This is a genomic window from Proteus myxofaciens ATCC 19692 (assembly GCF_001654855.1).
Classification (GTDB): Bacteria; Pseudomonadota; Gammaproteobacteria; order Enterobacterales; family Enterobacteriaceae; genus Proteus; species Proteus myxofaciens.
Window position 1 is genome coordinate 1 of record NZ_LXEN01000052.1, and the last position, 13,627, is coordinate 13,627.

A 13,627-nucleotide genomic window follows, 5' to 3' on the forward strand; every position below is an offset into this window, starting at 1 on the left:
ACAAAAAAAATATCATTTTATAAACAAAAAGCTCAATATCAATGTGAATATTGAGCTTTCAAAAAATAATAACTAAATTTGATTAAGTATATTTATATTAATTAATAAGTATATTTACTTTGCAATTAATGTTCACGAGTTTGATGGAACTCGATATCAGGATAACGCTCACGAGTTAGATTTAAATTAACCATTGTTGGTGCAATATAAGATAAATTATCGCCACCATCTAATGCTAAATTTTGCTCATTTTTACGTTTAAATTCTTCAAGTTTCTTATCATTACTGCACTCAACCCAACGCGCAGTAGAGACATTAACGGATTCGTAAATTGCTTCAACGTTATATTCGCTTTTCAATCTAGCAACCACAACATCAAACTGGAGAACACCTACAGCACCAACAATTAAATCGTTATTAGCGAGTGGCCTAAAGACTTGAACAGCACCTTCTTCAGACAACTGCACTAAACCTTTAAGTAATTGCTTTTGTTTTAGCGGATCACGTAGACGAATACGACGGAAAAGTTCTGGTGCAAAGTTTGGAATACCCGTAAATTTCAAAATCTCGCCTTGAGTAAAGGTATCACCAATTTGAATGGTTCCGTGATTATGTAGACCAATAATATCACCAGGATAAGCATGCTCAACATGAGAACGATCGCCTGCCATAAAGGTTAGTGCATCAGAAATAACAACATCTTTTTTCGTTCTAACTTGATGTAATTTCATACCTTTATCATACATACCCGAAACAACACGTAAGAATGCAACACGGTCACGGTGCTTAGGATCCATATTCGCCTGAATTTTAAAAACAAATCCAGAGAATGTTTCTTCTGATGCTGTGATTTCACGTACATCTGTTTTACGTGGCATTGGTGCTGGTGCCCATTTAACCAAACCATCAAGCATATGGTTTACACCAAAGTTACCTAATGCAGTACCAAAGAAGACTGGGGTTAATTCTCCTGATAAAAATGCATCTTGATCGAATTCATGTGATGCCCCCAAAACCAACTCCAGCTCATCACGTAATTGACCAGCAAGGTCATCACCAATAGCTTCATCTAACTCAGAATTGTCTAATCCTTTAATGACACGAGAATTTTGAATAGTATGACCTTGCCCTGTTTGATAAAGGTAGGTTTCATCTCTTAAAATATGATAAACCCCTTTAAACATCTTACCGCATCCAATAGGCCAGGTAATTGGACTACACGCAATTTTTAGCTCGTTTTCAACTTCGTCCATTAATTCCATCGGATCGCGAATATCACGGTCTAATTTATTCATAAACGTTAGAATTGGTGTATCACGTAAACGAGTCACTTCCATTAATTTACGCGTGCGATCTTCAACCCCTTTAGAAGAGTCGATTACCATTAAACAACAGTCAACGGCGGTTAATGTACGATAAGTATCTTCAGAGAAATCTTCGTGTCCTGGGGTATCAAGTAAATTGACAAGGCAATCGGCATAAGGGAATTGCATGACTGATGTAGTGATAGAGATACCACGTTGCTTCTCCATTTCCATCCAGTCAGATTTTGCATGTTGATTTGAACCACGCCCTTTTACAGTCCCTGCACGCTGAATAGCTTGTCCGAATAACAACACTTTTTCAGTGATAGTGGTTTTACCCGCATCGGGGTGAGAAATAATGGCAAAAGTTCTACGACGAGCAACTTCTTGCTGAAAAATAGGATTAGACATCAATAGCAATCTTCTGGTTGATAGACGGATGAATGAATGTTGCCAGTACTGCTATAACTAAATTATTTTTATAATCAATAGTTAAGTGGCGATAGAGACATTCAACCCGTAAGTTAATCTTAATTGGCGTTTATTTTCGCCTATCTTGTCGGTATAAACAATCGATAGGAGCTATTTTAGCTGTTAGTGAGGTTGATGCATAGTATTCATGATAGATAATAATATTCATAATTTATAGTCATAATCACAACACTAGCTTATTCAAAGGATTGCTTTGCCTTCTTCATCAAGCCAATATCAAAATATGTTGTTGAAATAAAGTCTTTTTTATACGTAAAAATTCAACTTAATTAACTTTAGACTTTTTCTATTATTACAGCGAAACAAGTTGAGGATTAACAATTATTAAACCACTATAAACATAGATAAATCATATTAATAAAGTAAAAAATTACCTTGTTTATTTTAGGATAAAAGAAGGATTGAATATAAAAACTAAATATTAAAGTCTATTTACTTAATATTTTTAATCTCAATTTAATAGATTATGATGAAGAACCAAAGGCTAAAGTGAAATTTTTATTAAAATTTCAATTAATGAATTATCTATTTTTTAAAATATAAATCAAACCAAGCAGAATTTAACATTTAATTTAAAATAGAAAAAATAAAACGCCTAAAATAAGACGTTTTAAATTTCACTTAATTTAATATTTAATTAGAAAGAAATTGGATAAGCCATAATTATCGCATCTTCTTTACCTGTTTTTGTTGGATAATAATTCTTACGAACTGAGACTGAATTAAATCCTATAGATTCATAGAGATGCATTGCTTTTTCATTCGACTCTCTTACTTCTAACCACAAAGTAGAGATACTTTTTTCCTCAAGCTTTTCAATTAATTCAAGTAAAAGTGTTTTACCATATCCTTTGCCTTGATAATCAGGATGAATAGCAATATTAAAAAGCGTAGCTTCATCTAATATTAATTGCGTAATGGCAAATCCTACAATAATATTATCAACGCAAATTTTTAGATTAAAATAATGATTTCCTTGGTTACTATAAAACGTTTTCTCACTCCAAGGAAATAAATGACTTAAATTTTCAATTTGCCACGCTAAAGGTAAATCAGCTTGGTCTAACGGTAAAATAGTCTTCATATTGATAAATTTGTTTCCAAAGACTGCGTTTAGCATCAGCATCAAAATATAATTGATGTAACGAAGGGCTTCTCAACGAAGTATATTCAGCGGGAAGAATGATATCGGTACCTAGTAACCAACAAGGTAGATGAGCTACTTCTGTGAACATGCTCACATCATTAGGTGTAATACAGTAAATTTCGCTTTTATCTATCCCCATGGAGCTAAAAATATCAGAAAAAAACCCGTTATTTAGATCAATAGTCTCTTCAGTGATGATAAGTAAACGAGTGGTATCCGGTAATTGCACAGAATGCTCGCCTTTAAGTACGGCGGGCTTACGAAGTACCCACTGACGAATTCCAAGTTGGGATAACATTCTGTCTTTACGGCTCATTATGCTTACCTATCAAGTATAGAACAACGCACATAGTATCAGAGGGCATAAACTACGCCAATAATTAGCGCCAGTTTCTTTATATCTGATATCATGAGCCTTATGTTTTTTAAGGAGTAATAATCATAATGTCCTCACTCTCCCCTGCAAGCGAAGTCATTCTTCGCCATTTAGATCATTTTACGGATAAACATGTCCTTATTGCAGGCGATCTCCAAGATACTCTAGCATCGCAAATACAAGCGAAAAGTGTTAGAGCATTTACAAACCAGTATCATCAATGGTTGCCGTTATTAAAAACGATGGAAGATAATGCCTTTTTTGGTTTAGTCGCCGATCAGTCATTTATAAAATATTGCGACACACTTATCTATTTTTGGCCTAAAAATAAAAATGAAGCCACATTCCAATTGCGTAGCCTCTGCTCTAACTTACAAGTAGGAACTGATATTTTTATCGTAGGTGAGAATCGTAGTGGCGTTAAAAGCGCAGTTGAGTTAATGGATGGGATTACTAAATTGAAAAAAGTCGATTCAGCTCGTCGCTGTAGTCTTTTTTTTGGTACACAAACTTATCAGACGCTTTTTGATAAGAATAATTGGTGGCAAACTTATCGTTATGACGATCTTACCATTATGTCATTGCCTGGTGTTTTTAGCCAAAATGCCCTAGATGAGGGTAGCAAATTATTACTCTCAACATTTGATGACGTTATGGTTGGCGATTTACTTGATATGGCATGTGGATGTGGAGTGCTTGCCACAGTATTAGGTAAGAAAAATCCAATACTAAAACTCACATTATCTGATGTGAACGCAGCGGCAATTTCATCGAGCATTGCAACATTAAATGTAAATGAATTAGAAGGCCGTGTTATTGCGAGTAATGTCTATTCTGCTATAGAAGAAACCTATGATTGGATAATCTCAAATCCGCCATTTCATAATGGATTAGATACGAGTTACCAAGCAGCTGAAGATATTATTCGTCTAGCGCCGAATTATCTAAAGAAAGGCGGTAAATTGCGCATTGTAGCTAATGCATTTTTACCTTACCAAGATATTCTCGATAATGTTTTTGGTTCACATGAGGTGCTAGCAAGTACAGGTAAATTCCGCGTTTACCAAGCAACAAAGAAAAATTAATGATGAGCCCTGTTCTGATGTGTATTTAGGCGGGGCAACTTATTTTTATATCAAAGTGTGACAGAATAGCTATTTGATACTTATTTAATACTGATTGATTGTAAGATTGCGTTTTATTTTGCCATATCGCACTAATTATACGAAGTCAGCAACGTTATCAGACTATATGTCAATACAACGCCAGCAGGGATCATCACCCACATCTGTAATTTTTTATGAAAAAGCATCAATGTTGAAAGCAACATTGAGATAACTAATACCAGTGTATATGCGGCAACGCCAGCGATTGAGTGTGTAACAACCGTCAATAGTGAAGAAACCGCTAACATCTGCCATAAACTTATCCGAGATGTCCAAGAAACGGGTTGAGGTAAACGTGTTGATTTAGACATGACACCCACCATTTAATGATAATGATTTTCATTACAATGTAGCATATCCACTAATTTGATTGATATCAAGAAAAAAAGTAATCCTTATATCCTTATTTTTTAAAGGGTTAAGTATAATAGGTAATAAGATATATAACAAAAACGCCTTACCGGTCTTTAACCGATAAGGCGAATTATTTTTTTACTAATTTATATATAGAAAATCAATATGCTACTTTTATAAAAAATTAAAAACCAAATGAATATCTTCAGGCTCTCGTTCATAAAGCTTTTGGTCAGGAGTTAAACACAAGCGACATCCCATTTTTTGATAAAAGTTAACACTATTTTCTGATGGCGTAGATGAGATATATAACCCCTTCGCCCCTCTTTTTTTTGCATATTCCACACAATAATCAAATAATATTCGGCCTAAGCCTTTTCCTCTTTGTTGATGACTGACATGAAGAAATGAGAGCTGGAGTAAATTTCCTTCTTGGCCTCGCCATTTAGGATCGACACTCGCGACTGCTAGCAATCTACCGTTTTCAAATACACCCCAGAATGGTGCTCCTCTATCAGCGCTTTCAAATAAAATAGGAGTGTAATGCTCAGCTTCGCCCTCAGGCCATCCTTTCATATCAAATCGTTGGTTTGATAAAACTAACTGATCGTTTTCTAATACATAAAGCTTTTCAATCAATTCTGTTCTATCAATTTCCCAAACTTGAGGTATTTCATTTCTTGTTAATTGACGAATATTTTTTTTCATTATTGAAGATTAACCTGTTCTGAAGAGGATTCACTTCGTTCTAGTGCGTGGTATGCCACAGCGCAGAACAAGGAATTCAACCGTTTCATATCACCCAACAAACTAGTATGCAATGAGCTGGTTTCAATACTTTGCATATTATGCAAATGAAGCCGTTCTACATGTGCAAACGAGTAACGTTGGTTGAGTAAACGGAAACGATGTTTAGCTCGACGTAATTTTCGAGCATGCTCCATATTGCCGGAAACAAAAACCGACATCGCCAGATTCAGATTACTTTGCAGACGCTCAAGGAGTGTCTGTAATTCACGACGTCCTTCCTCCGATAAAAATAAGTGATGATTTAAACCTTTATTCACCACTTCTGATGACATGCGGCCAATTATGGCGGAAGATTGCTGTAAATTCATCGCGGTATCAATAATTTCAGCCCAACGACGAGAATCTTCAGTACCAAGATCATGTTGTTGAATTTGCGCCATATACAATTTAATACTGCTATGTAGCAATTCAACTTCTTCTTCTAACTGGCTTATCTCTCTTTTTTGAAGACGATCACCTTCCATTAATGCTTGAAAACGTTGCAACATTTGCTCTACAACATCCCCTAATCGTAATGATTCTCTTACTGCGTTAGCAATAGCAAGTGAAGGAGTATCAATAGCTGATTGATCTAAATAACGTGGTGCAGTTTCATTTTCTGCAGTTGGAACTTCAGGAATCAATCGCTGACATAACTTGGACATTGCACCGACAAAAGGCAACATCAAAATACAGCGCACTAAATTGTAAATCACATGGAAGTAAATAATGACTTCAGCTGGTGAAAAATGGTATTCCTGAATTTTTGTCGCAATAATCGTTATCCAAGGTAAAACGATTAGCGCCCCAATAAGTTTGAAGAATAAACTACCGAGTACAACTTGGCGTGAGATAACACTTTGACCTCGACTACTCATCAAGGCTAATAATCCACTTCCGATATTCGAGCCAATAACAATACATAAGCTGATATATAATGGCATTAATCCTGTAGCACCCAATGTTGCTGTTAATAACACAGCAGCAAGGCTTGAGTAGCTGACCATTGCAAATAAGGCACCGACAAGCAACGCTAATACTGTATCACCACTTAAAGAAGTAAATATGGCTTGTACTGCGCTTGCATGGGTAATTGGCTCTGCTGATGACACAATAAGCTGTAAAGCAAGGATAATTAATCCCAGACCAATACCAACACGCCCTAATTGCCCAACTCTTTCTTTTTTTCGACTAAGAAACGTGATAACCCCAATTAAAATCAATAGTGGTGATAACCACGAGAGATCAAACGTTAAAACTCTCGCCATTAGCGCAGTACCCACATCGGCGCCCAACATAATCACCAATGCAGGCGTGATTGAAATTAATCCCTGAGTCACAAACGAAATGACTAAAAGTGCCGTTGCATTACTGCTTTGAACTAATGCCGTGACACCAACACCGGCTAAAAAGGCATTGGACTTTTTATTGATACTTTTACCTAAAATTCGCCGCAAATCAGAACCAAAAACACGCATGATCCCAGTTCGGACAATATGAGTACCCCATACAAGGAGAGCGACGGATGAGAGCAAATGAAGCAGTGTCAGCATAGAAATTTGAACCTTTTTTTATCGTTGTTTGTTTGACTCTGTTCTCCTTCAATCTCATAAAAAGAGAAAGATCATGAGTAAATAATATATCTGAAATAAAATGTTGCTGGTATGCCTAATAACAGGGTGTGTTATTAGCAAAAAGATATTGTAATTCGAGTACAATAATCAATGGAGAAATTGAGAATGTAACATGAGTATTTGTAAGGATTCTGTTGATTATAACAGAAAAAATATTATTTTAAAAATCAGGCTTTAAATAACTTGTTGATTTATTATCATTTTATTTTCAACCAACAAAAAAACGACGTGAGGGGCAATCTCAACGTCGTACAAAAATACAACACATAGTATTAATAATTTAACGATTCATCAGCCATTATTAATGATTACTTTAATCCCATTGCATCACGCATAGTGAAGAACAAATCGGTTTGGTCTGTTAATCCTGTTACATTTGCAGCATGAGGACCATAAGCCGCAATACGTAATTGTGAGCCAGTATGCTCTTGTGAATCACTTTCTGAATTTCCATAATTCACCACCATCACAGAACCATCTTTGGTGATAAGCGCTTGCGTTAATCCTGGCGATTTGACACCTTCTTCAATAATTTGACTAGAATGAGCATGATCAGCAGTCACGATAATCAACGTATCACCATTTTGTTTAGCAAAATCTAAACCAATTTGTACAGCTTCATCTAATGCGACAGTTTCACCAATTTGGCCACAAGGATTGGCATTATGATCTTGCTTATCAATCGATGCACTTTCAACTTGTAGGAAAAACCCTTTTTCATTAGTTTTTAAGAGATCGATCGCTTTTTGCGTCATTTGAGCCAAAGTCGGTGCATTAGGATCGAGTTTTGAATTTGGTTTACATTCTAAAGGTGGATTATTGATATTGCCATGATAGGTTGCTTTCGGCCCTTCCCATGCCACACTCATATTGCCATCATGAAATAGACCTAACACAGGTTTATCTTGATTCGCTTGTGTAATAGCTTCTAGCGATTTAGCATCCTTAACGACTTGATAGCCTCGCGCTATTGCTTGTTGTTCTAAGGTTTGTCCTTTGTAGTCACCACTGGTTGCTGTTTGAGCAAAGCTTTTCGCACCACCACCTAAAGTCACATCCGCTCTCGCGACTAATAATTGTTCTGATATAGAGCCTTTTCCGCCATTTTCTAACGCATTTGTTGGACATTTTTCTAGTGTTTCAGTAGGGCCATAGCATTTACGTCCTGTAACATGCGAAATCAACGCTGCTGGCGTTGCATCTTGAATTTCAGAGGTTGTCACGTTACCTGTGGCTTTACCATTGGCTTTAGCTAATTCTAAAATAGTTTGGTGATCCTTACCAAAGACATCAATCCCTAATGCGCCATTATAGGTTTTTACACCCGTAGACCACGCTGTCGCTGATGCTGCTGAATCAGTGACATAATTTGGTTTTTGCGTTTTTTTATCTAATGAATAATGCGTATATTGCCCTGTGATAGGTAGCGCATCAATACCTTTAAAAAAGCCACCAGCGCCTTCAGCATAATTACGCGCTACCGTAATTTCTGAATCCCCCATTCCATCACCAATAAACAAAATAACATTCTTAGCGGTATTGTTATGCAAAGCCGCTTTTAAAGCCTCAGTTTGATCCTGCGTCATACGACGAGCACCACCAAATTCTGTGATATTGCCTTTTGCTGCGCGATCTTCTGCCAAAATTGCACTTTCTGCTGTTGGTGCTGCAAAAGAAGAAAATGAAGCACCAGTGAGTAATGCTGTGACAACAACTGATAAAACAGAACATTGATAACGAAGAGACATAGCTTTTTCCTTACACTCAAAAAGTAACACAGGATTTATGTTTTAAGTCAGGATGAGCTTAAGGGAGGTAAATGACAGTGAGATGACGACTAGAAGCCATTTTGATGACAACTTAATGACAGCTTAGTGACATGAAAGATGCTTATACATTCCCAAATACATATAAGCACCTTAAATACAGCAATAAAAATTAATTTTTTTCTGTTAATGCTTTAGCGCCAATATAGAGCGTTTCACACCAAGAAATATAGTCATGACCACTGGCCATTTCTATTGATTGCACAGGATAGCCTTTTTGCTCTAGTGTCTTTTTAAGATGACGGTTATTATTTAAAATTCCACCTAGATCACCTTGTGTCTCAAATAATCCCGCTTCTAAAAAGAATGTTAACGGCTTTTTCTCTGCATTAGCGAATTGACGAATAAGCCACTCAGGTTCTTCATTTTCAGGCGCCCACCAATATGATCCTGACATACTTAGCACTTTACCAAAGCGATCGGGTCGATTAAACGCAACCCAAGAAGAGGCTAAGCCACCATAACTTGATCCTGAAACAATCGTTTCTTCAGCTAAAACATGAAGATCTTTTTCTTTTTCAAGCCATACAAATAACTCATCAGCTAAAAAACGATAAAAATTAGGATTAGGTGGTAACTCCACACTACGACGATCACTATCAATACTATCAACAAATAAAATCGCCATTGGTGCTAAACGCCCTTCTTCGATCATTTTATCGAAAAAGCGATCAATGCCATATTCACGACGATAGGTTTGCCCATCAAATATCACTAAAATACGAGGTACTTCCATCTTTTTAGCGGGCTGATAAAGTGCAATTTCACGTTCGTTATTCAAAATATCACTGTGAAATTGAAAGACTTCTGTTTTTCCTGCCATTTTTCTATTAAGAATATCTGGTAATTGACATTCACGTTGATTACTTAGTGATAATAAAGAGAAATGATTATAACTATCTTCAGATTTTTTAGGTGAAACTAATGGGTTTAGAGGATCAGCTTGCGCCGTCGTTAAAATAGCGCGACGTTGCTCAAATCCTTTTGCATTTTCAATTTTTGGTACATCAGGCGCTAATTTATATTGCATTAAGGTATCATTAGGCACGATATAGCTCCGATACCAAATATCACTATCACCTAATCGCGCTAAGGGATCGTGATTACCATCAGGCGAACCTAATAAATAAACATTTGATTTCGCACCTTGCCATAAAAAGGTGACTAGTTTTTGTGTTTCATCATAAGGTTCAACTAAAGGTCCACCATTTTTTTGAATATCCAGCCAAAAAGTATATACATTTTTATCCGTTAATGATTGTGATAACGCTTGTAAACGCGGGCTGATAATAGGCACATCAACATCAACAACCAAGGGTTTATAAGGCTTTTGCGCTACTTCTAATTGCCATGATTGACCTTTTTTACCTTGGGCAATTAACTGATAGATTGCGGTTTCAGGTACTAAGAAGCGGATTTTCTGCTGACTATCAGCTGGCACGTCTTTTAATAGGCGACGAATATGCGTGCCATCCTGTTTTTCTAAACGTAAATTTTGTATCCCCTCGATATTAAGATCGACATAGTATTCTTGCGTTAAATTTACGCTAAAGCATTCACTATCATTATTATTAAACTGCCCTGTTATCACTTTACCTTCCGTTAAAGTTAAACAGTTCGAAAAAGCAGGAAAAGAAGCCATTAAGGCACAGAAAATCAGAGGAGCTCTCACGTTATTTTTCTCATTATGAATAATAGTAATGATAATTGTTATCAATTCAATAGGGAGTTATTAGAATCTTTTAATGTGGTAGCTAAATGTAATAAATCTTTATGAGAAGATGACCTGATAGTCTTTCTTTAAACCTATCCACTCTCATTTTAAATTCCTTATCTGAAAGCACATACCAATACAATGCATTTGCATTACACTTCTATGATAATTTATGGTTAAAATATAACGACCATAGTTGCTAACCAATAATTATCGGATATTACGTAAGATAAAATTACTTACTCATTAGCAATGAAGTTATCTCGTCGTTAATTTGATCTATTAATGCATATCGTTTTCTGTATTCTGACCTTTTTTTACTAACAATATCATCTAAGTTTTTACGCTTTATTTTTTCTGGTAATTTATAAAAATTATAAAAAGGAACACCGCCAATTGAATTCCAAAATTCACTATACACTGCTAAAAATTTTTTCCTTTTTTTATTTTTATATAAAAAATGATTAAAAACATGACTAGTTTCAGTTACCGCTAAAATATCATAAACAAAACAAGATGTTGATATTGAATAAAGAGCCTCTATTATTATCCTCTTAGGAAACAAGCCATAACTGGCCTTTGTTGCTTGCTGAATAACATTATGTTCTATATTTTTCTGTGCACCTTGCAATGCTCCGATAAAGATAATATTAATATTATCTTTTTTTATAAAAGAAAAAGTTAATTGAGATATAACTATGTTAGCCATATATAATGTTAACATTAATTCACCTTCTCTATCAAAATGAGAAGGCGAGCAGTAGATTGAAAACTCTTCATTATTTTTCCCGTTGTATTTTGATATACATACAGGTTCTTTAGAGTAGAAGATATCCTTGCACTTTGTTGATAATTCGTGAACAATTTGATAATGATTTATTATATCATTTCCCCTAGTTTCATAATTACCAAACTTATGTAGATAAGGTCTTTGTATTTTAGCCGGCAGATTAGGTTGAATTTTTATTATTTTATTGAAATCATCTAGCGAGACTAATTTATGAAAGTATCTTATTGTTGATATAGGATTTGTTGCTAATCTTAAAATAAATCTATTGCGATATTTTTTTTCTTTCCATTGTCCATCCTTTGGTGTTAAATTAAATAGAATATCTATTAGAAATTTTAAAAACGATCTTTTTTCCAAAACAAATCCCACTTTCATATGTTTTTAAAGTTAAATAAACAATAAGAATTATACAATATTTACAAAAATATAGTATAGATATTCTATTATTTCAGAAATTAATATATTTATGTTTAAAGAATAAACATTGTGTTTATCTATTAAATAAGCAATTACATACTGATACTACTTCATAAAAATGTTACTCCAATTTTAAATTGTCATCAACACTCTTTAAATCATTAACGATATGTCGAAAGAAGATAAATCCTAAATCTAGCTCAGCTAGATTAAAAAGCGAAGAAGCTATAACCTATTAGTTTAAAAAAGCCCAAATATATTATTCGGGCCTTTTCCATTATGAAAACATCTAATTTCTATCAACGCTCTTCTAATGGATAACTACGAAAACTCCATAATCCTAAGGCTTTTAAACCATCTCGATAAATTCCTTTTAAATCCGATTTAGAGGTTTTTTGTAATTCTGCCAAGGGTTTATCAGCTGCAACGACGGTTAAATAGGTGATATCACTTCTTGGTCCACTTTGCCAACTTGCTAATGTGAAAATCGCATCAGCACGACGCACATGACTACCTGAGCTAATAATAACGGCCGTTTTAATACGGTGTTTGGTTAACGCATAACGACTAAATAACGCATTTTCAACGGTTGTACGCGCATAGTTATCTTGGTAGATACGCTCTGCTGGAATACCATTTTTGATTAACCAATCCGCCATCAGTTTACCTTCAGTTTGATGTGCTTTAGGCACACCACCTGTCACAATAATCATGGCTTCAGGTAACTGTTTAGCGACTTCTAAGGTTTTATTTAATCTATCTATTAAAATCTTATTCATCGTACCATCAGGATTTAACGCATAACCTAATGTAACAATCGCGTTGTTATCTTTTGTTTTATTTAGTTTCGCTAAATCAGTCGCAGTTAATTTATCACTTAATGGCATGGTACTAACGCGATCAATTTCAGCGAAAAAGCGTTTTAACTCATCCGCTTTTGCTGGATTTAATGATTTTAATTTATTGAAATACGCTTCACTTTCTTTTTCTTTGCCTTCAAAGCGTGACCATGACGTAATATAAATTAGCGCATCAATATCATCAGGTGCGGCTTCTAAAATTTGCTTATAAATAGTGATAGCACGCTCAACATCATTATTATAAATATACGCACTAGCTGTACTAAATAATAAATCTAAACGATAAGGTTCTAATTTATAAGCTTGTTGTAGTTTTTGTGCCACAACTTCCATATTTGATGGCAATTTTCCCGTAAAACCTGCATCAGATACACGAGCTGGCGATTTAAATGCATCTAATGCATCCTGGATCAACGTATCAACGGTTTGTCGCTGTGATGTATATTGTTCATAATTTTCAGCGGGTTGATTCACTTTTTGATAAGCGAATACATTAGATGATGCACTTAATCCTAACGTCACGAAAGCCAAAGAAAGTACGGTTTTTTTAATATGAAGAGAAATACGGGAAGGTTGCGCCATTATCTTGTCCTTTTTACGAAAATACGCTGTCGCTTTATCTGCTCTTATTCTTATATAGAAAGACAGTGTGAGATCTCACACCAAGAAATCAGAGTAATACACCTCTGCCGTTCTATACCTAATATCTATAATAAAGAGATAAAAATAAATTTTCAGTAACCTTGTTCACCTTCTTT

11 protein-coding genes are annotated in these 13,627 nt (G+C 35.1%); 1 reads left to right on the top strand and 10 read right to left on the bottom strand.

Annotation, left to right across the window (positions count from 1 at the left end):
• Nucleotides 1-125: 125 nt before the first annotated feature.
• The 3 genes from prfC to M983_RS06205 form a co-directional block, all read right to left on the bottom strand.
• Complete coding sequence (gene prfC / locus M983_RS06195; protein ID WP_066748701.1) at nt 126-1,715, bottom strand: peptide chain release factor 3; 1,590 nt, start codon at nt 1,713-1,715, stop codon at nt 126-128.
• A 718-nt stretch (nt 1,716-2,433) separates the two neighbouring features.
• Nucleotides 2,434-2,880 (bottom strand): ribosomal protein S18-alanine N-acetyltransferase, encoded by a 447-nt coding sequence (rimI, locus tag M983_RS06200; RefSeq protein WP_066748706.1) that lies wholly within the window; start codon nt 2,878-2,880, stop codon nt 2,434-2,436.
• The gene (locus M983_RS06205; protein WP_066748711.1) at nt 2,849-3,259 is read right to left on the bottom strand and encodes a DNA polymerase III subunit psi; all 411 of its coding nucleotides are present in this window, start codon (nt 3,257-3,259) and stop codon (nt 2,849-2,851) included. The genes rimI and M983_RS06205 overlap by 32 nt, the downstream gene beginning before the upstream one ends.
• Nucleotides 3,260-3,387: 128 nt before the next feature.
• Here M983_RS06205 and rsmC point away from each other — a divergent pair, with 128 nt between their 5' ends.
• Entirely contained in the window at nt 3,388-4,404 is a 1,017-nt protein-coding gene (gene rsmC, locus M983_RS06210) for a 16S rRNA (guanine(1207)-N(2))-methyltransferase RsmC (protein WP_066748714.1), read from the top strand.
• Nucleotides 4,405-4,535: 131 nt separating this feature from the next.
• Here the strand turns inward: rsmC and M983_RS06215 are convergent, their stop codons facing one another.
• From M983_RS06215 to M983_RS06245, 7 genes are all read right to left on the bottom strand, one after another.
• Nucleotides 4,536-4,796 (bottom strand): DUF1435 family protein, encoded by a 261-nt coding sequence (locus tag M983_RS06215; RefSeq protein ID WP_066748716.1) that lies wholly within the window; start codon nt 4,794-4,796, stop codon nt 4,536-4,538.
• A gap of 217 nt (nt 4,797-5,013) precedes the next feature.
• Nucleotides 5,014-5,547: a GNAT family N-acetyltransferase gene (locus M983_RS06220; RefSeq protein WP_066748719.1), complete on the bottom strand. Its 534-nt coding sequence runs from the start codon at nt 5,545-5,547 to the stop codon at nt 5,014-5,016.
• The gene (locus M983_RS06225; RefSeq protein ID WP_066748722.1) at nt 5,547-7,181 is read right to left on the bottom strand and encodes a Na/Pi cotransporter family protein; all 1,635 of its coding nucleotides are present in this window, start codon (nt 7,179-7,181) and stop codon (nt 5,547-5,549) included. The genes M983_RS06220 and M983_RS06225 overlap by 1 nt, the downstream gene beginning before the upstream one ends.
• A gap of 389 nt (nt 7,182-7,570) precedes the next feature.
• Nucleotides 7,571-9,010 carry an alkaline phosphatase gene (gene phoA / locus M983_RS06230; protein ID WP_066748723.1) on the bottom strand — a complete coding sequence of 480 codons (1,440 nt, stop codon included), beginning with the start codon at nt 9,008-9,010 and terminating at the stop codon, nt 7,571-7,573.
• 190 nt (nt 9,011-9,200) lie between these two features.
• A complete protein-coding gene (locus M983_RS06235) occupies nt 9,201-10,760 on the bottom strand; it encodes an alpha/beta hydrolase-fold protein (RefSeq protein WP_245684022.1) in 1,560 nt (519 codons plus the stop codon).
• Between the two features lie 277 nt (nt 10,761-11,037).
• Complete coding sequence (locus tag M983_RS06240) at nt 11,038-11,949, bottom strand: VirK/YbjX family protein (RefSeq protein WP_167348674.1); 912 nt, start codon at nt 11,947-11,949, stop codon at nt 11,038-11,040.
• A 359-nt stretch (nt 11,950-12,308) separates the two neighbouring features.
• Nucleotides 12,309-13,421, bottom strand: a complete 1,113-nt coding sequence (locus M983_RS06245; protein ID WP_066748730.1) for an ElyC/SanA/YdcF family protein — start codon at nt 13,419-13,421, stop codon at nt 12,309-12,311.
• Nucleotides 13,422-13,627 lie beyond the last annotated feature (206 nt).